Annotated in this window: 19 protein-coding genes and 2 pseudogenes; 6 read left to right on the top strand and 15 right to left on the bottom strand. The window is 39.1% G+C overall.

What is annotated here, in order from left to right:
• Positions 1-391: 391 nt before the first annotated feature.
• Together ACR6HW_RS16930 and ACR6HW_RS16925 are read right to left on the bottom strand one after the other, a co-directional pair.
• The gene (locus ACR6HW_RS16930; RefSeq protein WP_455728856.1) at positions 392-892 is read right to left on the bottom strand and encodes a hypothetical protein; all 501 of its coding nucleotides are present in this window, start codon (positions 890-892) and stop codon (positions 392-394) included.
• Between the two features lie 117 nt (positions 893-1,009).
• Positions 1,010-1,660 carry a hypothetical protein gene (locus ACR6HW_RS16925; RefSeq protein WP_455728855.1) on the bottom strand — a complete coding sequence of 217 codons (651 nt, stop codon included), beginning with the start codon at positions 1,658-1,660 and terminating at the stop codon, positions 1,010-1,012.
• A 265-nt stretch (positions 1,661-1,925) separates the two neighbouring features.
• Here ACR6HW_RS16925 and ACR6HW_RS16920 point away from each other — a divergent pair, with 265 nt between their 5' ends.
• Entirely contained in the window at positions 1,926-2,417 is a 492-nt protein-coding gene (locus tag ACR6HW_RS16920) for a hypothetical protein (RefSeq protein WP_455728854.1), read from the top strand.
• A gap of 69 nt (positions 2,418-2,486) precedes the next feature.
• Here the strand turns inward: ACR6HW_RS16920 and ACR6HW_RS16915 are convergent, their stop codons facing one another.
• Positions 2,487-3,476 (bottom strand): helix-turn-helix domain-containing protein, encoded by a 990-nt coding sequence (locus tag ACR6HW_RS16915; protein WP_455728853.1) that lies wholly within the window; start codon positions 3,474-3,476, stop codon positions 2,487-2,489.
• A gap of 429 nt (positions 3,477-3,905) precedes the next feature.
• Between ACR6HW_RS16915 and ACR6HW_RS16910 the strand changes: the two genes are divergently transcribed.
• Both ACR6HW_RS16910 and ACR6HW_RS16905 read left to right on the top strand, forming a co-directional pair.
• Complete coding sequence (locus ACR6HW_RS16910; RefSeq protein WP_455728852.1) at positions 3,906-5,072, top strand: hypothetical protein; 1,167 nt, start codon at positions 3,906-3,908, stop codon at positions 5,070-5,072.
• A 59-nt stretch (positions 5,073-5,131) separates the two neighbouring features.
• Complete coding sequence (locus ACR6HW_RS16905; RefSeq protein ID WP_455728851.1) at positions 5,132-5,653, top strand: hypothetical protein; 522 nt, start codon at positions 5,132-5,134, stop codon at positions 5,651-5,653.
• Positions 5,654-5,752: 99 nt separating this feature from the next.
• Here the strand turns inward: ACR6HW_RS16905 and ACR6HW_RS16900 are convergent, their stop codons facing one another.
• The 5 genes from ACR6HW_RS16900 to ACR6HW_RS16880 all read right to left on the bottom strand — a co-directional run bounded on the left by ACR6HW_RS16900 (position 5,753) and on the right by ACR6HW_RS16880 (position 15,870).
• On the bottom strand, positions 5,753-9,745 hold the full coding sequence (locus ACR6HW_RS16900) for a Calx-beta domain-containing protein (protein WP_455728850.1): 3,993 nt from the start codon (positions 9,743-9,745) through the stop codon (positions 5,753-5,755).
• Positions 9,746-10,231: 486 nt separating this feature from the next.
• Complete coding sequence (locus tag ACR6HW_RS16895; protein WP_455728849.1) at positions 10,232-11,434, bottom strand: MFS transporter; 1,203 nt, start codon at positions 11,432-11,434, stop codon at positions 10,232-10,234.
• Between the two features lie 500 nt (positions 11,435-11,934).
• Positions 11,935-13,254 (bottom strand): MFS transporter, encoded by a 1,320-nt coding sequence (locus tag ACR6HW_RS16890; RefSeq protein ID WP_455728848.1) that lies wholly within the window; start codon positions 13,252-13,254, stop codon positions 11,935-11,937.
• 837 nt (positions 13,255-14,091) lie between these two features.
• Entirely contained in the window at positions 14,092-14,988 is an 897-nt protein-coding gene (locus ACR6HW_RS16885) for a hypothetical protein (protein ID WP_455728847.1), read from the bottom strand.
• A 270-nt stretch (positions 14,989-15,258) separates the two neighbouring features.
• Entirely contained in the window at positions 15,259-15,870 is a 612-nt protein-coding gene (locus ACR6HW_RS16880) for a helix-turn-helix domain-containing protein (protein WP_455728846.1), read from the bottom strand.
• Between the two features lie 389 nt (positions 15,871-16,259).
• Between ACR6HW_RS16880 and ACR6HW_RS16875 the strand changes: the two are divergent.
• The 3 genes and pseudogenes from ACR6HW_RS16875 to ACR6HW_RS16865 all read left to right on the top strand — a co-directional run.
• Positions 16,260-16,454: pseudogene (locus ACR6HW_RS16875) on the top strand (integrase core domain-containing protein); the annotation flags it as partial.
• 75 nt (positions 16,455-16,529) lie between these two features.
• Positions 16,530-17,255 (top strand): annotated as a pseudogene (locus ACR6HW_RS16870) (IS3 family transposase); the annotation flags it as partial.
• 141 nt (positions 17,256-17,396) lie between these two features.
• Entirely contained in the window at positions 17,397-18,428 is a 1,032-nt protein-coding gene (locus ACR6HW_RS16865) for a recombinase family protein (protein WP_459251968.1), read from the top strand.
• Positions 18,429-18,485: 57 nt separating this feature from the next.
• Here the strand turns inward: ACR6HW_RS16865 and ACR6HW_RS16860 are convergent, their stop codons facing one another.
• The 7 genes from ACR6HW_RS16860 to ACR6HW_RS16830 all read right to left on the bottom strand — a co-directional run bounded on the left by ACR6HW_RS16860 (position 18,486) and on the right by ACR6HW_RS16830 (position 24,818).
• The gene (locus tag ACR6HW_RS16860; RefSeq protein WP_455728845.1) at positions 18,486-19,112 is read right to left on the bottom strand and encodes a hypothetical protein; all 627 of its coding nucleotides are present in this window, start codon (positions 19,110-19,112) and stop codon (positions 18,486-18,488) included.
• A 66-nt stretch (positions 19,113-19,178) separates the two neighbouring features.
• Complete coding sequence (locus tag ACR6HW_RS16855) at positions 19,179-19,463, bottom strand: hypothetical protein (RefSeq protein WP_455728844.1); 285 nt, start codon at positions 19,461-19,463, stop codon at positions 19,179-19,181.
• Positions 19,460-19,633: a hypothetical protein gene (locus ACR6HW_RS16850; protein ID WP_455728843.1), complete on the bottom strand. Its 174-nt coding sequence runs from the start codon at positions 19,631-19,633 to the stop codon at positions 19,460-19,462. Before ACR6HW_RS16850 ends, ACR6HW_RS16855 begins: the two co-directional genes overlap by 4 nt.
• Before the next feature lie 260 nt (positions 19,634-19,893).
• Positions 19,894-20,877: a prenyltransferase/squalene oxidase repeat-containing protein gene (locus ACR6HW_RS16845; RefSeq protein ID WP_455728842.1), complete on the bottom strand. Its 984-nt coding sequence runs from the start codon at positions 20,875-20,877 to the stop codon at positions 19,894-19,896.
• A 464-nt stretch (positions 20,878-21,341) separates the two neighbouring features.
• Complete coding sequence (locus ACR6HW_RS16840; RefSeq protein ID WP_455728841.1) at positions 21,342-21,596, bottom strand: hypothetical protein; 255 nt, start codon at positions 21,594-21,596, stop codon at positions 21,342-21,344.
• Positions 21,597-21,711: 115 nt separating this feature from the next.
• Positions 21,712-23,535: a hypothetical protein gene (locus ACR6HW_RS16835; RefSeq protein ID WP_455728840.1), complete on the bottom strand. Its 1,824-nt coding sequence runs from the start codon at positions 23,533-23,535 to the stop codon at positions 21,712-21,714.
• A gap of 151 nt (positions 23,536-23,686) precedes the next feature.
• Positions 23,687-24,818, bottom strand: a protein-coding gene (locus ACR6HW_RS16830; protein ID WP_459251967.1) for an IS3 family transposase whose coding sequence is annotated in 2 segments (ribosomal slippage) — positions 23,687-24,548 and positions 24,547-24,818 — 1,134 coding nt in all. Because the reading frame shifts where the segments join, the coding sequence is not laid out codon by codon here.
• Positions 24,819-24,890 lie beyond the last annotated feature (72 nt).

Below are 24,890 nucleotides of genomic sequence, written 5' to 3'. Positions count from 1 at the left end.
CCACCCAAATTAGCTTTTCAGCTCACTCAAATTCGGTACGGACATGTGTCGATACCTAGCCCTCATAACGGTGGACTTCCGGCTCATCTTACTCTAAGTTCTTATGAGCTACTCGGGAAAGTTCTCAACACATTCACTTCGCGCGGGCTCACACCATCCCCGCTTCGCTGTACCGTCACCTGTGTATTCTCATGCCCTCAAACGTATTTAAACAATAATTTTTGATTAATTATACATTTTGATGAATAATAAGTCAATGTTTTTTTGAAAACAAACGCATTTCATTTGAGAACAGCACCGTTTCCAAACCGATACACCTCCCCGCGGTAGCGAACTCAAAGCCGTTTTAATACAAGCTTCTCCTAACACCCTCAATTTTGATGCTTCTAAGTTAACGTTTCTTTTTCACGGGGTAAAAGGTACTGAAAAGTTCTAATAAATCCGATAATTTCTCAACCGTCACCTGATAGAACTCGAAAGTCACGCCATTGCATTTATCGATTTTCCGATTTTCCAGCGTATAGCTTTTTCTAAATGAACACTTGCCGTCTTTCTCATTGTGGCAGTTCTTACAGTCGCCATAAGCGCCTGTAAAAACCGACTTAATGAAGTCCGGCGTTTTTTCTATGTAAGCACTGTGGCGGTCAATTCGGCTAAAGTAAAGACGCAAGACGATATTGTCGTCTCTTATGTAAATACGCGCATAGACTTTGTCGCTTTTCACTTGTTGCTTTCTATACAAAATCATGTACTTTCCCCAACAGTACCCAGGGGTTATTTTGTTGTCACAGCCATAGCCCAGCGCAGACATCGCCTTTGTAAAATCGAGGATAAAACGTCTGTCCTCTTTCGAAATAAAATCAAATTCTCTGGCGTTTAATACACTTTCCACCACTCTACCTCCTTAAGACGCAACACTGATCCCCGCGCCACTGTCTATGAGCGCTCCGGCTCAGTTAGAGCTCTAATTGCTATCATCATTTGCTCCTTTGATTACATGGCGACCGCTTTAAACATTTTGGCGCCATCTATTTTTTTTAAACGCTTTTGCACGCTTCCGCGTTTGCGGACTCAGACTGTTAAGACACCGATCGACAAATCGATCAATCGCCGCCTTATCTGTCGATTGGCTGTACCCTAGCTCAAATACGTCGATTATTTTGCCGTCCAATAGCGCTTTTTGCCTTTCTGAATGTCGAGTTTCAGAGCCTTTTTCCAATAAAAACGACACAATCCGCTGACAATAGACAGCGTCTCCCCCGACAATTTTCTTTAAATTTGCCACACAACATTCTGCCGTCATAAATTTCTCATCGTCAACATGGCTCAGATACGCCCCCTCTATCTTTTCAAAGCGCCTCTCATGGTCCACAGGTATCAAATCGGCAATCAACGTTAGGCCGAAATCTCGGTGATACGAGTTCGGGTGCTTCAAAAGCTTCTCGAAAACCTCCCAATACGTGTAAAAGCACTCCGGCGCATATGCGGTGGCTCGGGAAACGATGTAAAAACTATGGTAGTACACCATAATCTCAGGATGATTTACCATCTTATCGACAACCCACTCTCGAAAAGAAGCCTCTACAATACCATACTGAGCGTACCGTTCAACATCGACAGCCTTATCGGCTATTTCTTTTAACCACTTAGTTTCATTCACCGAGGTTCCCCCAATCCAAATAAGTTATTGACACCTTTTATACGCCAAAGCTGTCGTTCCCATCTCTTTTTTGAAAATTTTTTGTTAACTTTCAACTTTTTTTGTCCCTTTTTGCACCGCTAAAGACATGTTTATATGAAGGGGCTTTCCAACTTTAAGAAGTGGTACGCAATACGCGCCCAATAGCGCCTATCATTTGTCACCCTCTTTAAAATTGCCCGTAACGTATGCAGTCCTAACCTAACAGATTAGAAAGCGAGTACTTATGAACACAAACAAACGAATCATTGAAAACGCCGGAGACACCTTGAGTGTCGCCGCATATGTCGCATTTATTTTTACCACCGGTAGCCTTGTTTACAAAGCGCTGAACCATTTCACGCCTAAAAGTTATACATTTGAAATTGCGTTGCTCTGTCTTATGACCTTTTCAATTTTTACCCACAGAATCATTACCCAAGAATACAATCTCCCCGTCTGCCTGTTTACCGACTCTACAGCGCCTCTGTACAAGCGAGATTTTAAGGAAAGAACCCTACACTATCTAATAGAAGCCATGGTCTTTTCACTCTTATTTATAACTGTTGCCCTATTTCTACTGGATAAAGCCTATGTGTTCACACCTGTTGCCAACAACAAAGGCATTCAACTCCTCTTTGACATGTGGGTGGCCACCGCCTTTTCTTTTGTGACAAATTTGGCTTGGTTTGAGTTTAATATTTACAAATACGAACAAGCTCACAACACAGCAGACTAAAACGCCCTATAGACGAGGCCCCTTCTTCCACAAGCTAGAAGGGGCTTGTCTCTCCTCCTGAAAAGCGAATTACTTGTGTGGCCCATCGCTTTTCAGCTTAATCGGAAAATACCGCTGCATCTGTTTGTACCCAAGCCCTTTTTCGATTTCTCTATAAGCCGGGTCTCTGCCGTCTTCGTACAAGTAAGGCATATTGAACATGACGTCCCGCTCTTCGTCAAACTCAAAGTTTGTACTTTCAATCCAACGTCGAACTTTGCTCTCTACTTTGCTAATGCTCTCATTGTCTTCGTCAATACTGACCGCCATGGCGTACAGCCCCCCCTGAAAATCAAACAACTCAAAAGGGCTGACATCTGAAGCCTTTACCCCATCCTGTACCGCACATATCCACTCTGCTTTGTCCTCTCTAAATATCAAGAAGTCGAAGCAGTCGAAAATCACCGGTTTGTACAAATGCACATGTTGCCACAGCTGAAACATGTACCCCCCGCTCTTAAACATGTCGTCCCAGGTTTGTTCACCTACGGTTACGGCTCTAAAACTAGGGAGTTTAAGCACCATAATGTCGGGGACTTTTTTATCCAACTGATCGGTGATTTCAATTAACCGGTTGATATTAGACGGTTTTCCGACGTAGTCGATGTTTACCAGCTGTGTTTCGATTTCCTTTGCCTTGTTGTACAACAGTTTTACATCTGAGTTGTTGGAGAAGTTCGACTGCCTGATTTCTCGAATAAAATCGAGTACGATTTCTTTTAACTCGTGTAAAAGTGCCACTTCATCGTCAATTTTGTCTACCTTTTTCCCCAATACCTCTAAAACAATTTCCGAACCGGAGGTATCGAAGACCCGCTGAATGTCTTTGATGCTAATGTTCAACTTGCGTAAAATAAGTATTTGTTCGAGCCGCTTTACAGCTTTTTCATCGTACATTCTGTAAGCGTAGTCATCGCTTCGTATACTGGATAAAAGCCCCATGTCTTCGTAGTAACGAAGGGTTCGCGCTGTAATGTCGTATTTGCTCGACACTTCTCTAATTTTGACTAAATTGCTCATGTTCGACCTCTTTTCTCTAATTTATTTGTATAAACTAAGTATAAAGGTTTCCCCAAAGGAAGAGTCAAGAGGGTGAGACCTTTTTTATGACACTCTTGTTCAGACGGCTAATCGGCATTCCCCTTGCTGACTGAGAGGTTTTCAATTAACGATTGTCATTTTTTTAACATTATACACTTTTGACAATCGGTTTGCAAAAGCGTCAAAGGCTTTTTCTATTTTGAAAAATGCGTCTGGCATAGGGCAATTTAGAACAGCTGTGGTATATTTTATTTTCGATTGAATATTCTGTTAATTGTTGGTAAACTAGATTTAGTCGATCTTATCTCAAGGTAGATCTTGTTCTCATTTAAGTTTGGATTTGTGAATTAACATATTTATTTAAGGAGGTCGGATTATGCTGTTTAAAAGAGTGATGGGGATTCTATTATGGTGAAAAAATATATAGTTCTTGCCATAGTGGCGCTTGCAGTGATTACAAGCGCCACTATGGCAAGCATGGGAAATGCCGACATCGAGTTGACATGGGATGAAAACCTGATAAAAATCAAAGAGCAACACTTTGAATTAAAAGGACTTGATGTTGCGACCGATGCCATAGAGCCTATTGGCGCTACAGAAGCGTATGCCTTTTTTACAAGTGAGCAGGCTTTTATAAGGTATTCACTTAAAGAGGGTGAAATTTCAACAGTGGGTACACTTCACAAAAATACGATATGGAAGGATTATGTTGTTAACGACAACATCGTAAGAGCAGAACTTGTTTCTGACGATGAAAAACAGTATGTGGCTATAAGTGAAATAAACTTTGAAAAAGGCGAAATCGTCCCTATTACCAATATCGGTAAAAACAGCTTTGATTGTTTCTCCATGCCATATATAACGGTACTCGACAATTACTTGCTGGTTAACTCAACAGTTAAAATGTTTGAGGAAAATGTCTTCACAATTTATCAAAGTCATGTCATGTTCTATGACATTGAAACATGGCAATCCTATCGTGGCCTTCAAACTTCATATGCGGTAGATCAAAATGGTCAAACGTTTGGTCAAAAGATCGTCTACAGCGGTGGCTATCAAGATACAGCTTTGGTTCAAATTTTAACCGCGAACTTTGAAACTGTTGAGAAGAGTAAAAACAACAGAGTTGTCGCATTTGAACTGTCAAATACGGCTGAAAACGCAATGCATACTTTGAAGGACATAGAAACCTACAGCACAGGTGAAAATGTGTATTTACACGTAGATATGACAGAAGACTATTTCTTAGGCTCTCTATACGACTATGACAGACCTCTAGTGAAGTCTGGTGTTATTGCCAAGAAAGAACTCGAGCGTTTGAACCCGGTTCATGTGGTTCCACAAATTGAATCCGGACGCGATATACGCAGTTCTAGAACTTATGAGGGCAACCGAATCGCCTTCAACAATGATGACCGCTTATTCTTTTACGCTATGGAAGACGCGGCTTATTATGTACACCCCGTGGACAAAACATTAAAAGAAAGCTTCTCCGTTTCGTATGATAAAGAAGGCGCAATACTTTCATACGTTGAACAAGGTGAACTCGCTGTCATCAAATTTCTTTGGAGGTGATTAAAGTGACACTGAATAGAAAAAATTCTTTTCTTATTATTTTAACTTTAGTCATACTGGTGTTAACACTATTTTACTTAAAAAAGGACGATGCGGTAGAACTTAACCTCCATGAAGATGTTATCTCAAAAAACGGACGGGCGCTTGTTTTAGCTCAAAAACCTCAAGACAAATATCAGGAAATTGTCTATTTGTTTTATGCACCAGAAATTACAGGCGATTACGACAGCCTCAAAGCCATTAAAGAAGATTATGAAAAAAAGGCTTACAAATCTTCTATAGAGGCTTACAACGAAGGATACGGGGCAAAACGAATTGTTATAGGCTACTCAAAGACCTATGACACGATTGAAGCGCTAATGCTCGATGAGACGAATTCAGCACTCGTCAATGAACTCCAGCAAATCGTCACATTGTATGAAAGTACCAAAATTGTGTTTGTGCTCTCTGATATGACTTACACCGATAAAAGTGAAGAAGAAGGTCGAATACATCGATTAAGCACAAGTGGACAGTATTTTGTGGTCAGCGAAGCGGGAGAAAAGTTGAACATCGTCTACAGTGAATTTTTAGGCAATTAGGTGGTCTTAAAGGGCAATCAATACGAAAAATCCGCTATCATGGATAGCGGATTGATCTGTAAAATCGTAGAGTTGGCCTTTCTCGTTTGTCAGTTTACATCACTCATTTATCAGATTGGATTCTACCAGCAGATTTTTTATCATTTGTGCAGCTTCTGCATGGGTCAACTGTTTCTTTGGTGAAACCGTTGTCGCTGCAATTTCATCCAAAGCATGGGCGGCCAGCGCTTCCTTTACATACGCTGTGGCCCAACCGTTCACCTCTGAAAAATCCTTATAGATTAGGTAGCGGTTCTTATCGTCCCCACTTAACTTTGTAACCGTCATGGCCCTTTGATACATGGCCATAGCTTCTTCTCTTGTAATCAACGCATCCGGTCTAAAGTTTCCATCAAGATAGCCTTTAATAATGCCATAATCATTGGCAATGTGTATCGCCAGCGCGCGTTCACCCGTCGGGTCGACATCTGTAAACGCGTTTAAAACGGTTGCACTGTCTCTAAAAAGTCCCAAGGCTCTGACAATATACTCTGCAAAGTCCCCTCTGGAGATGGCCAAATCCGGATTAAAACTTTCCGGTTCAAAGATGACCAGTCTCGATGCCATATCGTTGACTGTGGCCTCAGACCAATGATTCTCCACAGATTTTATGACAATAGGATTCCCAATAATTGAGTATACAGAGTTCGTTAGAGAATTTAATTTCGCGTACCATTTCCCGTCTTTCTGGTAAACATCCGTTGGAATGTGGCTGTATGTTCCGTCAGGGTTAAACACAATCCCCGTTGTAATTTTACTCGGATCAACACCTGCCGGAATTTCCATAACGCGTTCTACATAATTGTTAAACTTAGTGCTTCTTATTTCCTCAGTTGTACCATCTGTCTTTGTCGTCTTTGCGATTACCTCAAATGAAGTCGGCGGAAATTGAACCTCTGCGCCATTGGCCTCAGCTGATTCAGTGTATTTCTTCACCAGCGCTTCGTCCACCCTGCTAATCTTAACTTCAACAGTGATTTCATCTAATTTCGTTGCTTCAATTCCCATAGACTCAGCAACCTTATTGATTGTGAATTCTTCTGCTGCTATAACGTATTCTACAGAGTGACGTTTTACCGACACCACAAAAGTCTCCTCTTCGAGTTTTCGAACTATGTCACCTGGTAATGCCACTTTTGCGACTTCAGATGTCTCGTCCGGTACAAGAACCTGTAGGGTGTTCGGTGTTCCTGAAGTATTGTTTTCAACAGCTTCATTGATCTTACGCTCAATAAATCGATTATCGACTTCAATGGTTACAGTCGACTTTCCATTTTCTGTCGACTTTGTTTTCTTTCCGGCATCCTGTTCTCGGCCATTTACTATAACCGTCGCCGCCTCTTGGTTAGACTGTGAGGTGCTTTCAGAGGTACTTTCAGAGGGGCTCTCTTGGCTTCCGCCTGAAGACACAGGTGCAGGTAATGTCACCGCTGCACTTGTTACCTTATTTAACCCCGTGGCTGTGAACCCAAGCTGCACATTATCCACTAAGGTAGAACTTGTTGCACCAAGGTTTGTAAAGGTGGCTACACCCGAATTGACAACCGCAGTTGCTGTTCCGGTTAAATTCCAAGCACCTGTATCTTCTTTAGCCACTGTTACCACGGTGGTATTATCCCCTGACGCTGTATTGCCATAGGCATCTTTAACCACGATAATGGGCTGTTTTGCAAATAATCCTCCGTTGCTTGTAGGTGCCGTGATATTTTGGCTGATTGCCATCGTTTCTGCCACTCCCGGAACCGATGCAATGGTCAACTTATTTGTGTCCGGTGTCGTTACCGTTTCAATGCTGAAACCGATTGTTTGCGCACCTGCTTTGTTAAGTTTTAAATTGGCCGTTGCCACGCCATTGACAAACGTCACAGGCACTACCTGTCCCACTGTTGTAGCGTTATTGTCGATTGTTGTTCCGTTAAAAGTTCCGAATGTCCCTACCGGAGACGCTACCACCCCTGAAAGGGTCACATTTTTAACACCATCAAAGCTTATGTCGGTATTTCCAAGGCTATTTTTTACGGTCAATGTAATGGCATTATCCGCACCTACAACAGGCGTAAGCGTTGCAGCGCTCGCTATTGCCGTCGCGGCCGGAACCGGATCGTCATCAGTTATTGTCAAAGTCGCTACTTTATCCGCTCCGAGGCTTGCGCCGCCTGTGGCGTTGCTAAGGGTCACTTCTACCGTTTCATTCGATTCAGTCGTGCCATCATCGGCTATAGAAACCGTTATTGTTTTACTCGTTTCACTATCTGCAAAGCTCAGGGTGCCACTTGCCAATGTATAATCACTCCCTGAACCGGTTGCTGTTCCTCCCGTTACGGCATAGTCTACTGTCACAGCGCCGTCACTGCCGCCTGTGCGGGTGACTGTTAAGTTCGCCGTTCCGGCACCTTCGCTTACACCGGCTGTCGTTGGATTGAATTGAAGCGTCCCGGCAACCGCATCGTTATCGGTTATCGTTAGAGTCGCTACTTTATCCGCTCCGAGGCTTGCACCGCCTGTGGCATTGCTTAGGGTCACTTCTACTGTTTCACTGGCCTCATAGGCCCCATCATCTGTTATGGAAATGCTTATGGTCTTACCTGTTTCACCATCTGCAAAACTCAAGGTGCCATTTGCCAATGTATAGTCTGTCCCCGCTCCTGTTGCCGTTCCCCCTGTTACAGCATAGTCCACTGTAATGGCACCATCACTGCCGCCTGTGCGCGTTACTGTTAAGTTTGTTGTACCGGCACCTTCGCCTACACTGGCTGTCTTTGGATTGAACTGAAGCGTCCCGGCAACCGCATCGTTATCGGTTATCGTTAGGGTCGCTACTTTGTCCGCTCCGAGGCTCGCCCCACCTGTGGCGTTGCTTAGGGTCACTTCTACTGTTTCATTCGATTCAGTCGTGCCGTCATCGGTTATAGAAACGCTTATGGTCTTACTCGTCTCTCCAGTTGCAAAGTTCAGCGTGCCACTTGCCAGTGTATAATCAGTCCCTGAACCGGTTGCCGTTCCCCCCGTTACGGCATAGTCTACCGTCACAGCGCCGTCACTGCCGCCTGTGCGGGTGACTGTTAAGTTGGTTGTACCGGCACCTTCGCCTACACTGGCTGTCTTTGGATTGAACTGAAGTGTCCCTGGAACCGCATCGTTATCGGTTATCGTTAGGGTCGCTATCTTGTCCGCTCCGAGGCTTGCACCGCCTGTGGCGTTGCTTAGAGTCACTTCTACGGTCTCATCTGATTCATAACTTCCATCATCCGCTATAGACACGCTAATCTGCTTGCTCGTCTCTCCAGTTGCAAAGTTCAGCGTGCCACTTGCCAGTGTATAATCGGTCCCTGAACCGGTTGCCGTTCCCCCCGTTACGGCATAGTCTACCGTCACAGCGCCGTCACTGCCGCCTGTGCGGGTGACTGTTAAGTTGGTTGTACCAGCACTTTCGCCTACACTGGCTGTCTTTGGATCGAATTGTAAAGTGCCCGGATTCCCTGTTTCAATGACCAGCTGTGGTGGATTTGTTCCTTGACTACTGTCAATAAAGAAATATCGGTCTCCATTATTCATATCACCTTCTATTACAAATGAAACTTTGCTCGCCCCAGGATACTTTGAGTTTACATAGCTGGTCACGTCTATTTCTTTCCAGGTGTTTAAATCTGACGGACTAATTGTTATACTCCCTATAGTAATTGACGTATCTTGAGAGACGGCAGTGCCATTCGTTTCATCAAATGTAACGTCATTAGAACCGTATAAATCCAACTTCGAACCATTCTGTACTGTTGAAATATACACCCTTAAGATTGCGGATGTAATACTCCCGGTAATACCACTTGTATCAAACCTTATTGCCGATTTCATCCACTCTAATCCAAATTCTCCGGTGGCAGATCCCACATACAACTCCGCACCATTAAGACCGCCCCCATAGGGATCAAAACTTTTATCCGCTTCTGGGGTAAGTGTACTTGTTCCAGCAAAAGAGTGGATAGGTGACACCCCCGCCAATAAAACAACTAAAACCATTACAAATGACAGCTTTCTTCTGTAAACCCCTCTCATATAGCATACCTCCACATTTTATAGTTTATATGTCTATCGTTTGCTTTTAATAAGACGATTCTTAGATTTAATACCCAAGACACTACAACAATCATACCCCTTAATAAAATTTTCCATAATAAATGCGTCAAACTTGGCATTTCCGTCTAAACAGTTCAGAGACAGATATGTTTTTCCACCTATTCGTTTACGAAGATGCTGGTGTTAACTCAATAACCCCAATTCTCTTCATAGCCTTTTACGACCTACGCTCTGACAGTTGACAACAAGCTCTTCGATTTTGTTGAACCATTTCTCTACAGCCTTTTAATGTTTTATACGCGTAATATTATAGTGCGATTGTATCATATATAGATATTGAACAAGTAAATGTTACAAGCTGTGGTACACTCAACTGTATAAATTCACCTTCTCACAGTCATTTGAAAAATCTCTAATCCCAAAAGCGCCACGACGACTGTACGCGCACTTTCTCCCGTTGGATTGCTATGTGGCTTGCTTTGTCTTCAAATTCTTTTTGGAAACAATAAAATAGTAAGTAATCGGGACAATCATAAGTATTTTTATTATACCTACAATGTAATAGACTCGAATAGGCCCAATTCTATCGATAACGAGTCCGCTAATTAACATAGATACAAAAGGGGTAACACTCGTCACGGTATTAATCATGCCGAATACCGTTCCCATTAATTGCTCCGGAATCGTTTTATGCAAGTGAGTTCTTATCATAATATTTATTGAGGCATCGATTAACCCCATTACGACATATGCCAGCATAAACAGCGTCATATAACTCAGCACTGGAAATACAGCATTGACAACACCGCTAATAAACACCAACAAGATTAAAAACTTCGTTGCTTCAAACTTCGCCATCTTGTTAATTAGGATTGCCCCCACAATTGAACCTACGCCATTGGAAGCAATTAGAAATCCGTAGAGCGCGTTACTTTTCACGACTTCACTTGTAAAAGCCAGTAGATTGAGATTAATGGCACTATTGGTAAAACCAAATACAAGCATAACCACAATAAACAGTTTTGCTGAGCTGTTGCCATTAATGGCATCCAGCCCCTCTTTAAACCCCTCAAAAACCTTTTTTTCACTACTCTCAATGGTTGGTGCTGTTGGTTCTCCTTTTATCCCCAACAACAATACAAACGACAGGAAAAATGATAATGCGTTCATATAGAAAGCTATATTTTCACCAAACGCTTGGAACAATATACCTGAAATAGATGCACCCAAGATAAAATTCGGAACACTTCTACTTAAAGAAAGCAGAGAATTCGCACCCAATAAGGACTGTTTATCGACAATCTTAGGCAATAAACTCGATTCAGCAGGCGCGTATAAAGAAGAAATAGTTGAATGAAAAAATATTACGACCAATATAAAATAATAGTTTGTTATGTAAGGAATAGTTAATACAAGAGGTACTCTTACAAGGTCTGAAATCATCATGATTCTTTTTGCCGATTTACGATCTGACAAAACGCCTGCATATGCCGAAAACAATAAATAAGGCAACATAAACATGATCATCGCGACGGATACTTTCGTTGCCGATTGCGTTAACTTATATAAAAGCAGCATGACTGCCGTACTATGTAACCCATTTCCAACCTCAGATATTATTTTTGAAGCCAAATAGTATCTGAAGTTTTTTATTTTTAACACTTCCATTAGACACCCCTTCTAGTACCATACAACAAAACTCACATATAGCCTCTTAGCCGAATGATATTCGCGATTTTATTAGAGGCTATGCGTCTAGCAATAACGCATATTTATCATATTATACAAATATAATTATGTCAATTTTGACCAACACTTCTATTGTCTTCAGGTCTTTGTGGTCACTTTTGTCTGGAGTCGTGTCATCGAGTTCTTTCCGCCATTCCCTGGGAAAGATTAAAATCGCCCCTCAAAATAAATGGTCAACGGATTGATGCGTTTGCCTCGTTTTCAAGTACATACGGTCTATTCTCGCGCTGTTAACGATGGTGAGAAAGCGTCTCTTTAAAAGCAAATCGTCCGTGGCAATGTACATTTCGACTTTACGCAGTTGCCGGTTGAAGTTTTTGATGGCGTACGTGGTATAACGGTGAAATTACAAAGGCAACCATTAAGGTTGCCTTTAGCTCATTTAGTTGAATCGTATGATACGTTTAGTGCAAAAATTCCTATGCAGTTGTTTTATTTTCTGCTTCTTGTTCAGCCTTTAATAACGAGGGATTTAAAAATCCCATCATGCTGAGAGCTGTGCCCAAAATCCCCGTCATCAAAAACATCAAAGCCATCCCCATGCCCTTACCACTATTAAACACAAATGACAAATGATTTGATTCACTCGCCATAAAGGGTTCAAAAACGCAATCAGCTAAAATGCCGCCAATAAGCATGCCCACTGGAATCATGCCAGATTTCATCGCATACTTGAAGGAAAATACACACCCCTGCATTTCTATGGGAATTATAGTGCGCCAGAAATAGCTTTCGTTCGCAATCAACGGGGGGATAAAAACACTCGAAAAAAATCCTGCAAGCCCCCATGCCCACATTGAGTTGCCCAAAGCAAACAGAATATCACCAAAACAGAAAGATAGACCTGCGTATAAGAACATTGTCTTTACCTTGCTTTTCATAGTCGGCATAAAGATCATTAAAAATCCCCCGACAATGCCTCCAAACCCGATAGCCCCATTTACAAAACCCAATACTTTTGCATTGTAACCCGACCGAGCCAAAATCATGGGAGAAAGTATGTTAAAATACGTCAATCCAGCTAAAAGGTTCACTAAAGCCATAAACAGCAAAAGCTTTTTTAGCAGGATTGAATCCCATATCAGCAAAAATCCGCTCCGCAACTCAAACAGATGGTGCATCATATTAAATTTTTGCCCTTTTGTTTTTTGAGAAAAAGGTATTTTAACAAAGAATGCAAGTGTTGAGCAAGCAAAAACTAGCGAAGCAAAATCGAACAGGATAACAACACGCATGTCAGTAAACCCCAACAATAGTGCAGCAAAAATCGGTGCCAATATCTGAACTACGCCACTTGAAAAGGATTGCATGCCACTTGCTTTAATATAATATTTTTGGGGGACAATCAAACTTATGGCGACATCATTGGCGGGATATTGAAAACTCCCTAAAATACTGCCAATCAAATTTAGGCTATATATATGCCCTATTTCAAGCGAATCCGCTCTTAAAAGCAGAAACAATGTTAGTGTACATACCCCAGCACCTATGTCAGAAATAAGTATGACGGCCTTTTTATTCATCTTGTCAATTAATGGACCAACAAAAACGCCGAGCACCATTTTAGGTGCCATAATAAGCATTCCAGATATCGAAAGCGTAAGTGCACTCCCTGTTCGTTCAAATGCCCATATTGTAATGGCAAAGCTCGTCATAGAACTTCCTAGCGAAGAGATAGACTGCCCCAACCACAATAAAATGAAATTTCTTAACTTAAAAATAGCCTCAATAAAGCTCATTGTCATTCTCCTTTATAATAATTTGCATTACTTCAATATAAAGAAAGCAAGACAATGACTATTGAATCTTTTAGTTAGCGGTTAATCTTAAAAGCTCCAAACAGCCACCGCTGCTTCCGAATGGAGCAAGATCATTTACAGTTCTCTCATATTTGATTCGTACGAACACAAACAGCCTCCTAAGCGAAATATAGATTTTTTAACTTCACAGCTTTAATTTTAAGTACATAAACTTAGCGCCTGTGCACTGCATATAAACATTGAAATTCAATAAAACCAGATAAATCAAAAGTATGAAACAACTGATTAGAATGTCAAAACTTCAAACTTCGATGTATGGGCGTTTGACATAGCCAGACTATTGCCCACAGTGGTACACCTTTAGTTTATCAAGCATGTATCTTTTACGCAAATAACAACTCCCAAAGACCATAGATGGACACTTACACTAAAATGGCAAAGAAAAAGAAAAATTCTACCTCTAAAGAACTTGTGAAACACTTAAAGGTTGTTCTGAAGTATTATCCCTTTTGAGCAATCTCATGGGCTTTAAGCACTTTTATGACCTGCTCTTCTCTAAATTCCTTCTTCATAATACACTCTCTTTTTTTGACTTTATCATATCGTACTAACATTTACACTGGTTCAGTTTTTGAAGAGCAGGTAACCAGTCATTTGCCCCTCCTGAAATGTAAAATACAGGGAGCCTATTTACAATGCAATCTAGCACTACAACTAGGTGCCAATGGTTGTGTGTCGTCGAATACCTAATGCACTGAAGTGACTCGGTCTGTGGACCTTGTACTGATGTACTGTTGGGCGGTATTCCTGTGATGTTTACTGAATGTTGTAATCATCGATTTGTTTTAGCAATTTCTCATAATTTTCAAGTTGTAGTTCAGCATACTCAAGATCACCTAATCCTTGAAGTGCTAAATCGAGATTTCCTATAATCGACATCAAAATGCGGGCTTTCAAAACAGTAAAAAACTTATTTTTGTTTTTAATAATTTCTTTGTTTTCAACAACTTGTTGCACAATCGGAATATTTAATCCATTAAATAAAGCCATGTTTGCAAGAAACGAAGCCCAATCCCAGTATTCCGGCATTAGTGATGCATCTTCAAAGTCCATCCATAGCCAATCCGTTTTTGCTGGATACAAGTTCTTCACATGAGAATCACCATGTGAAGGCACCAGAGACTCAACTTCAATATTACTTATCTCCTCGTTAAGGGTATTATAGTTTTCTACTAATCTTTGTATCTGGGAGTTATCACTTTTACTTAGGTTTTTTGCAGATTCATGTACTCTTTTCCATACACCTAGTATAGGTAATTTACCATCATACCTTTTCATTGCATTTGTAAGTTTTTCAACATATTGAATTGCTGCAAATGAAGTTAATTTTTCTCTTTCTTCTTTTCTCACAAAGTTCCACAATGTCATCCAGTGTCCGCCTAAGTCAAATGGTTCAACAATTATTTGGCTATTTGAAGATACAACAGCTATCCCTTTTTCTTCTAAGTAATTTGCTACCTCTATCTCTTTTTGCATGACATCCTTCATGTGAGATGTATTTGAGTCATATAATGCAATTCGCGCAACTATGTTATATGGATATAGATGGATAACAAGATTTGCAGATTCATTCAGTATTATTGGATCAACATTTTCTAATCCATTCTCATTTGCAAAGTGCTTAAGTTGTAGTAATATTTTTTCTTCAGTCAAATTATCTCCTTTTATTTTGTTCTTTTGTGCTGCAGTGTTAATTTCAAGGTGTGTTGCAGGAGTTCGCTAACATCCCCACGGTTCACGCTCGTTCGCCTTCTAATGCAACACTTTCACTTAGTCTTAGCCATTCACTGCGGAACATTCCAAAACTTCGTCACCACAGGGCGAATAGCCGGATACCACTGCGCTAATGGATATTTCCCAAGCATTTTACAACTCTATTTAAAAATGTATGCTTAGAAGAGGTTTGATACTATATGACTTGAATCACTGCTGATCCTCCTCTAGCCAATTATAACCACCTGTAATTTCAACAACATTATGATCCTCATCAAAAATATGAAAATAGTAGTATTTTTCATGCACTTTATTAATCTCCGTCATTTTTCCTATATTGAGTTTCTTTAATCGATTATATTCTTTCCTCAAATCCTCAACCCAAAAATTAAGCACAAATTTGTAGTCACTTTCTTCATAATGATGATTAATTAGATTTGATTCATTCATCAAGGATAAACACTTATTATCAAAAAAGAATTCAGCAAACTTATCTCCACAATTTCTTGTTGAAACAGGCATTGAAAGCAACTTTTCATAAAAGGTAACAGCTCTTTCAAAGTCTCTCACTATCAGATAAATCGAACCTAAATGTAATTGTTGCGGTTTAAGCTTTTTAATCTCATCACTATCAAGTAATATATCATCAGTACTTACTGAAAACAACTTACTCATCGCAATAACTTTATCTGTTTCTGGGATGGATTGTTCCATTTCCCATTTTGAAACAGATTGTCTTGATACCCTCAGAGTTTCTGCTAGTTGCTCCTGAGTCAATCCATTGTTAATCCTCAATTGAAAAATTCGATTCCCGATACCCATAATAAGCCTCCTATTTCTGATGTTTTATATAATCAGTATAACAGTATGCTACAGGTATATCTATCAACTAAACTTTGAATTTACGCAACTGTTAGTTGCGGGCGTGTAAGTGTAAACAACGGTTGAAAATTCCCCACAATAAACGGTATGCTCATATAAAAAGGGAGCTACCGAATGACGACACAAGGGGAATTTTATATGATTAAACAATACCATGAAAACAGGATTTCCATAACAGACATTGCAGCGCTTACTGGACGAGATCGAAAGACGATCAGAAATGCGCTGTCAGCAGAAACTTGATTCATTCAAAGATTACATCCTTAAACGAATGAATGTTTGTGTCGAGTTTACTTAAACCATCATAGTTATTCACAAAAGGTACGCCTTGGGACAATGCACCAATTGAGTCTTTCCACGCACTCATAAAGCGCGAATGGCTTAACCGTTATGTCATTAAAGATCTTCATCATGCGCACAAACTGACATTCCATTATATTGTAATATTTTATAATACCACCAGAATACATTCGCATTGTGGTATGATATCGCCTCACGGCTATGAATTTGAATTCGTCAGTTAATAATCAAAAAAATGTTAAATATTCTACGTTTAAGTTGTCCTTTTTCTTGACAGAGGACCAAAGGTTCGTAAACAAAAAATCAAACAAGAAATCACTAAAATATATAATGAGTCCCATCAAATATACGGAGCACCTAAGATCACTGAGAAATTAATATCTAGGGGCCATGTTATTGCAGAAAAAACTGTAGGCAACTACATGCGAGAAGACGGCATAAAGGCCATTTGGGTAAGCCCGTATATTCGAACAACCATAGATCTAGAATTCGATGAAAAGTTAAAGAATGTTTTAAAAAGAGAATTTAATCCAAGTAAACCCAATTCAGTCTGGGTAACAGACATCACCTATATCAACACGTTAAAGGGATTTGTATATCTTACCTCGGTAATGGACCTATATGCCAGAAAAATTGTAGGCTGGCATTTATCCGATAATTTATCAACAGAGAGCGTATTACTCGCCATTGGAAAAGCAAAAGCACAAAGACAAATTGATCAACCCATTGTCATTCATAGCGATAGGGGCTGCCAATTTGTTTCTAAGGCATATCTTGAACAAACACCGGCGAAAGCCTTTATTAGGAGCTACTCAAGAAAAGGCAATCCGTGGGATAACGCTTGTATTGAGTCGTTTCATGCATTAATCAAGCGAGAATGGCTTAGTAGATTTGTTATTAAGCATATTAAGCATGCTCATGATTTGGTTTTTGAGTACATCGATACTTTTTACAATACAACAAGAATCCATGGTCATTGTAAAATGATGTCTCCATACGATTATGAGGCCAAATTTGCTGGGTAGTCAAGATATTGAAGAAAATCTATTTTTAAGTTGTCCTTTTTCTTGACAGAGGACCATTCCCTTGCACAGCAAGAGAGTCAGTCACTCAGCCAAAATGTAAAACTTGGACTTCAATACCGATACCAACAAGGTGAAATACAAGTGAACTGCAAATGGTTTCTAGGCTACACCAAGGATGAAAATAAGAAACTGGTTATTGTTCCAGAAGAAGCTGTGATTGTAAAACGCATCTATAGAGAGTACCTCGAAGGGGCCAGCATGCTAAAGATTGCCAGAGGACTTGAGGCTGATGGCATCAAGAATGGTGCCGGACGAGATAAATGGCACACCAGCAACATCAATCAAATCCTCAGGAATGAAAAATACATCGGGGATGCACTTCTTCAGAAGACCTACACCGTTGACTTTCTCACAAAAAAAAGAGTTAAAAACAACGGCCTTGTCCCCCAGTACTATGTGGAAAATAGCCATGAAGCCATCATCCCGCGTGAAATTTTCATGCAGGTCCAGGATGAACTAATCAGAAGGCGCATCGTACACACCAGTCCAAATGGTAAAAAGAGGACTTACAGCAGCAACCACTGCTTCTCTCAAATTATAGTTTGTGGCACCTGCGGTGAAGTGTTCCGAAGGGTGCACTGGAATAACCGTGGCAAGAAGTCCATCGTTTGGAGATGCGTAAGCCGCCTTGAAAACACAGGCTTATTTTGCGACGCTCGAACAGTTCAGGAGAATAGCATTGAGCAGATTCTTATCAGAGCCATAAATGAAACCTTAGGTGAGAAGGACACCTTCCTATCCATTCTTGAAACCAACATCGCAACGGTAATCAGCCAAGATAATAATCAAGCTCTAGCCATTATCGAAAAGCGGTTAGAAGAACTCCAAGCAGAACTTTTAAAACTCGCCAGCACCAAATCTGACTATGAGGATGTTGCGGATGAGATTTACACCCTGAGAGAAGAAAAGCAAAAAGTCCAAGTGGACAGTGCTAGCAAGGATGAAATCAAGAAGCGGATCGCTGAGATGAGTACATTCCTCAAAGATCAGGCCACCACTATCACCGAATACGATGAGGCTCTGATAAGGAGGTTGATTGAAAAGGTCACTATCCACGAGGGCAAGTTCGCTGTAGAATTTAAATCTGGACTGACAGTTGATATAGAAGAATAGAAAAAAACGAGGCACTCTACAAAATTAGATGTAGGGTGCCTTGTTCTATTACTGTAATTATGCTGCCGATTCAAAAATTCTCTTTTGCGCCTGGAGATACCGTTGAAGATTTAGAATTGTACCATCTGATACTTGCGGATTAATTTCCTCTTCAGTTAGCTCTATGGAATTGTCTTTCGCCAGTTTTTCTGTGTACTCAAAAATTCGGTTTACGAGTACATCTAAATCTTCGGTAGAAAGCTTAACACTAATTTTCTCATAGTCTTTATGCTCTTTCAGATTTTCTAAACAAGTCATTAAATCATTTATCATGGCTGGGTTAAGATTACCTTCACGGATACCATTTATATAAATCTTCAGTGCTTCTCTAAACATCATTACAACTTCTGGCTCTCTACTCTTTACTTTATAGTAAATGCCGCCACTAACAAAAGCTATACCGGTACCTACACCTGCTATAATAAGCGCTTTCTTATTGTTTTTTGCGAACTGAATTGCTTTTACACCTAGTCCCTGAGCCTGCTGGGCAGCCTCTATCTTGATAGGCTTGAGGTGTTTTACTATTTGACCTTTGTTTGGGCCCGACGCATATCGAATAACGCTTCCAATTCTTCGATATTCTCCTGTAAGCACTTTCACTAAAGTATCATCTGTTAGATTATAAGCATCTTGTACAATTGCCATTTCAAAATCCTCCTCTCATCCAATCTTTAGCGATACGCTACAACAGTCTATGTAAATTTAGCGAGTTTATCTTTGTGCAGAAAAGCCTTCATAGATAGGCTCATATCTATAATGGAGCGCGGCTTCTATAAGCTCTAAAGTGAATATTCCCAAGTTGACATCTAGCAATATATCTATCCTACGGCAATTTTTTTTTATCCAATCGCCAACATTAGTCTCATTAATACCCTTATTTTGCATCTTTTCATCCGCCAAGATAGATGCAGCTAAAGTGCTCCGGGCTGATTTTGGATTATAATGCTGACTTAAAAACCTAGCGTTACTACTAGGGCCGGCTTTTCCAATTTTCAAGAATTCCCTTCGTACCAAAAAGTATAAACACCCATCTTCTGTATTGGTAAGCCTCTTGGTTGATGCGGGATTCCTCGATCAACTATCTCATATTTTTCTTTATCGATTGGTTTTCCTAGTATTCTGGATACATCAATGATAATTTTATCAAAGTCATTTACAAAATCCACTCTCACCCTCCTCACAAATCGTTTCTAATTACTGATGCCGAGAAGCTTAGAAAGCTCTTTTCTTAGATTCGCAGGTGTGCATTGTCCATCTTTTCAGGACAATGCGAACGGTAATTTTTACATCTGATGTTTTGGGGCTTAGAACATCTCAATGCGCGTAGATCAACACCTCTGCCTAATTTCCTCCTATGTAGTTTACAGTAAAAGAAGAATACAAGGCATCCTAACTGTACATTATGTTATTTCTGTGAAATATGATCTTAAAAATCAATTCTGTTGAATCGTCCGAATTTCGCTAACATTTTCATAGTGAAATTCGCATCGTATAAAATTTGAAGCTTACGAAATCCTTCATCTTCACCCATTGACCAACCCTGAGTCCATCTTCCGTCATTCTTCTGCTGTTTTATCCGATGTGTGATTGAATCGTCTACTAAATCCTTCACTGCGTGATATACAATATTATCCGGCGAATTGATGTCATCACAAGGCAAATGGACATAATGGTTATGAGATTTTGTAAAATCAAGCTCCATAAAAACAGAAGGATTCTGGCATAGAATCGAAGTCAGTTTATTTGCTGTATCTTTGTCCTTCAAGCAAGACACAAACCTTCCTAAATAATCAAAATCATATGGCGAACCATCATCAAAAATTTCCTTTTTGTAATCCGGTGAGTTTTTGTCCCAGTAGCGCAGAATATGTTCTATTGGATATTTGATAATATCTTGGTACAATTCTTCTGGCACAATCTCAGAATAAAGCGCGACAAAAGCGGCAAAACACGCTTTTTCATTGGCTTCGTAATTTTTAATTCTTTCATCTTCGTTTTCTATTGGTATTATAACAATTCCTCTATACCTTACATGGTGACAATGAACGCCGTCATTTACTTCTGGCACTACAGGCTCACCCCAGTTGCCAATCTCTGGGTGATACTGCTCTAATATATACTTCATCATGTTTTTAATAACTGGATGATCGGTAGGCGGCTTTTCCTTAAGATTAACAATATATTCAATTGCGTGTTCGGTGCTTTTTAAGCACGGACCTTGGTAATCAAATTCGTAATTCAATCTACCGAACCCGCCGTTTTCATGTTGATATTTAGCTAACTCGTCCATAAAGACATTTGTATCATTTTCTCCAAAATTATAACGAAACCATGCCCGATTAATATCATCGGAATTGGCATATATGTAGTGACGGGCTTTCATAAAATTTTCGTATGTTAATTTATACATGATTTGTTTAAACCTCCGCTAATATAAATAATCTCCAGTTCGTCTTAAATTACTATTGTGACTTGTATTTTGTCTTAATAACAATCAAGCCACTAGATGCGTAAGTAGACCCACGTTAGACCTAAAATTTCAGATAACTACAGTATTTCTGCTACGCAAAAAACATTTTAGTATCTACATCCACCCTGCTCTTTCAACCACGCCATTCCACAAAAACATCCATTCTGCTCTGTACGGACCCTTTGACATCTAATCCACTCTGTACGGGGTCATAAGGCCTTCTTAGACTAGTTCCCACAGAGCAAAAAATCATGTTTTTTCTAACTAAAAAATTTATCGCTAAAAGCCCGGAAAGGCTTATATCAAGCCTTTCCGAGTACACTTCTTTATTTTCGTGACATCAATACCACCGTCTCCACATGTGTGGAGTGTTGGTTGTAGTTACTGGCGGCGATATCCTAAAACTATAATTTGAAGTGCTCTCTTGCAGAGTTAATACGTTTATTTATTTCACGGTCTAATGCAATATCATCTAGTTCGTTTAACTGCCACATTTGAACTGCAAATCTTTTTGTACCATCCTGATAGACACCAAATCTAGGACGTCTTTTGAAAGTATTTGGAATAGGTTCTAAAAACAAATCATTTTCTAAGCCTAGTTCCTCTAATTTACCATTAATCATATCTACAATCTTTTCGTTTCGTTCCTGTTTTGACATATATTCCTCCTTAATCACTATTAGTAATAGACTTACCAAAGGCCTTTGGATAGTCTTATAATAAGGATATGCGATAAAGGAATCCATTATAAAAAAATGTTTGTTTCATCCTGAGCTAATTCTTAGTATAACTAGATTGAATATGACTTAGTACAAAATTCGTAAATGTGATTTTTTTATTGTAACCATCGATATGAACGTCTACAAAAAATGTTCTTTTGTGAGATAGAATGTCATAATGAATTTCTAATTCAATTATCTCTCTTTTAAACTGTCCACAAGATTCCAAAGCTAACTCAGATACTCTCTTAATTACTCCCACTAAGATATTCGTTCCTTTAACTTCACTTATAAATGCCTCAAGCACTTTCTTCTGACCACTAATTGTATAACCACATAGTTTTCTTACATCAAGAACTAGTTGGTCAATACTCTTATCCATCCACCCTTGTCCAAGTAACCTTTTATAGCAACTTAAAATGTTGTAGTGAAGAGAAACCATATCTTCAATATTTTGAGTCTCTAAAATAAGTTTTATTATTGTATCTACTTTTTCCTCAATTACATTAAATATTTTATATTGATGAGAAATTCCCAGATTATGTGCATATCTATGTTTTAATTTTTTTGTCCAAAGTAGCTCATAAATCTCCTCTTTCTTTGAAGCTGGATTCAACCTAGACATTAGCGAACCACTGTTGGTTTTATGTCTATAAAACTTATGGCTAAAACTCTCACTATCTAGCATAGCTTGGTGTATCTCCTGAAGTGCTGCAATAATCCACAATACATCTATGCCATTAGTAAATCGAGTCTTCGAATTATTTCGTGTTATCTCAATTAATCTATCTAAATATTGAACACGATTCATTAAAATTTTCCTGTCATCAGATGATATATGGTTTTTTCCTAAAATGCACCTACACAGTTCATCTGTGTTTTCCATTATGAAATCGGAAACTTCAGATATACTAATGAGTTGTTCGTAGTTGAAGGCAAATCTATTCTTCTGAAAATCACCCCCTATAAATTTCCTATCAATATATTCATGGATTTTTAACAAATCTAACTGTCGACTTATGTTCTCATGCGTTAATATAAGTAAATAGAAGGATTCGAATAAGCTATGTTTATATGTAATGCTCTGCTTATCTGGAATCAACTCCAAAATATCGTCTAATGATAATTTAATTTTCTCTAAACCATTTTCTGATTTACTACTCTTTTCGATTAGAAATAGGGAGGTTATATTTTGCATCTCAACTTCCCATTCCTTAACTATATCTACTATGACTTGTTTCGCTAATCCTATAAAATCTGGGGTTAACTCTTTCATTACTTCATTTTTGAGTCGTTCCGTAATATCACCATTTGTTGATTCAACACCAATAATTCTATTTGACACATTTTCGAGAGAGGGATTTTCAAGCATCTTCGTTATATTGAGTTTTTCAACTTTTTCAAAATTGTATAGAAGCTTTAATATTTTAAGTTGTTCATATTTTTCTAATGCAAAGTCTTCTAAATCAAATCCAACCTTTTTCTTCAGCTTAGTCTGTATACCACTATTGGCACCTTTAATTTTCTGTTCGAAGTCGATATTTGTACTGTGTTGATTTTTTGATTCATCTAATTCATTCCGTTTATCCTCTTCATCACTCAACTCTTTGTACAACCTCGATATTTTTAACTCTTCTTTCGATAACTCCCTTTTAGTGTTAATATCAAATAGACCCGATTTCATAGTATTTACTTGCTCTTGACTTAAAATGTACTTTTCTACATAATAATCCACTGTAGCATCAATCTCTATAGGCATTAAAATATACATGCTTTTAAACTTCTGATACTTATCACTAAAAATAAAATTCTCATCATTAATATCTACGCCAGCTTCTTTCAACTCTTCTAATATATACTCACTAAAGAAATCTTGCATGAACTATTTCCCCCTAATCAACGAACTTAAATCTAATGTTACTCAAGAACTCTTCAACAAACTGCTCATATGGGAGTATAATGAACCCCAATGTCAAGACACAAATTTCTAGAAATTAAGTTAGTCCTTTCTTTTAATATTTGTAGGCACGTTAAGCAGCCATACTAAACTCATATGGTGTTTGATAATCCAAGGCTTGGTGAATCCTTTTGTAGTTGTAGAATTCTATATATTCTGCTACTAACAGACGTAATTCATTTACGGTGTTGTACTCGTAGATGTATAATTTTTCTTGTTTGATTGATCTAAAAAAGCGTTCAATTCTTGCATTATCAGTGGCTCTACCAACAGAGTCCATACTGATTTTTATATCTTCATTTTTCAGCAATGCAATGTACTCATTGCTTGTGAATTGCGACCCTTGATCTGAATTTATTATTTCAGGTTTATGGGTCTTAAATGCTCGTTTTAAGCACTTAATGATGAATCCAGTATCAAGGCTATTAGATAGCTCATAGTCAATGATTTCTCTTGTATACCAATCGATGATTGCGAATAAATACATATGTCCCTTAGGCATTGAAATATAAGTTATATCAATGGACCAAACCTGACTACGACAATCTACCTTAAGATTTTTTAGTAGATATGGATATACTTTATGCTTTCTATTGCGTTTACTAAGATTCGGTCCAGGATAGAAAATAACGACACCCATTTCTCGCAGGTATAGTTGAATTCTTTTACGATTAACCTTGTGACCCATGCGGTTTAACTCCTTAGTAATTCGCCTAGAACCATAGTAGGGATAATCGGTATGTATCTTATCGATTAAGCCTATAATCAGGTACTTAAAGGCGTTACCAGGCCCCTTTTCCTTGGGGCGATAATATACACGAGATCTGTTAACACAGAGCAACTCACATTGTCTCTTTATTGAAATCGCATTAAGATCAAATTCAACCATAGAAGCTCTTTGTGAAGGTGTTTTACTTGATTCCAGATTTTTTTTTGAGCCAGTCAACTTCAACTGTTAACTGACCAATCTTTTTTAATAAGGCTTCTTCTTTTTCTTCTAGTTCTTTGACTTGTGTTGATTCTTTAGAATTCTTTTTATCGAAAGCGGCACCTGCGTTTTCTAGAAACGCCTTCTTCCATCTTTGGAGTTGGGTTGCATGCACATCATATTTAGCAGATAGTTCTGCCATGGTATGCTCCCCTGAAAGTAGTTCTAGTACAATTTTTGCTTTCTGCTCTGGGTTAAATGTTCTTCGTTTACTCATAGTGTCATTATAACTTATTTTTTTGATTTTGTGTCAGTTCCTTGGGTCCATTATACGAAATGGCTTTTTAGA

The organism is Fusibacter sp. JL298sf-3 (assembly GCF_053842995.1).
The sequence above is the reverse complement of the archived record's forward strand: the minus strand, read 5'-3'. Positions and strand labels throughout refer to the sequence as shown.

What these genes read in the sequence shown, in the direction of transcription:
- ACR6HW_RS16920 (WP_455728854.1), top strand. Translation starts at nt 1,926, where the DNA reads ATGAACACAAACAAACGAATCATTGAAAACGCCGGAGACACCTTGAGT.
- ACR6HW_RS16915 (WP_455728853.1), bottom strand. Translation starts at nt 3,476, where the DNA reads ATGAGCAATTTAGTCAAAATTAGAGAAGTGTCGAGCAAATACGACATT.
- ACR6HW_RS16910 (WP_455728852.1), top strand. Translation starts at nt 3,906, where the DNA reads ATGGTGAAAAAATATATAGTTCTTGCCATAGTGGCGCTTGCAGTGATT.
- ACR6HW_RS16900 (WP_455728850.1), bottom strand. Translation starts at nt 9,745, where the DNA reads ATGAGAGGGGTTTACAGAAGAAAGCTGTCATTTGTAATGGTTTTAGTT.
- ACR6HW_RS16895 (WP_455728849.1), bottom strand. Translation starts at nt 11,434, where the DNA reads ATGGAAGTGTTAAAAATAAAAAACTTCAGATACTATTTGGCTTCAAAA.
- ACR6HW_RS16890 (WP_455728848.1), bottom strand. Translation starts at nt 13,254, where the DNA reads ATGAGCTTTATTGAGGCTATTTTTAAGTTAAGAAATTTCATTTTATTG.
- ACR6HW_RS16880 (WP_455728846.1), bottom strand. Translation starts at nt 15,870, where the DNA reads ATGGGTATCGGGAATCGAATTTTTCAATTGAGGATTAACAATGGATTG.
- ACR6HW_RS16860 (WP_455728845.1), bottom strand. Translation starts at nt 19,112, where the DNA reads ATGGCAATTGTACAAGATGCTTATAATCTAACAGATGATACTTTAGTG.
- ACR6HW_RS16845 (WP_455728842.1), bottom strand. Translation starts at nt 20,877, where the DNA reads ATGTATAAATTAACATACGAAAATTTTATGAAAGCCCGTCACTACATA.
- ACR6HW_RS16840 (WP_455728841.1), bottom strand. Translation starts at nt 21,596, where the DNA reads ATGTCAAAACAGGAACGAAACGAAAAGATTGTAGATATGATTAATGGT.
- ACR6HW_RS16835 (WP_455728840.1), bottom strand. Translation starts at nt 23,535, where the DNA reads ATGCAAGATTTCTTTAGTGAGTATATATTAGAAGAGTTGAAAGAAGCT.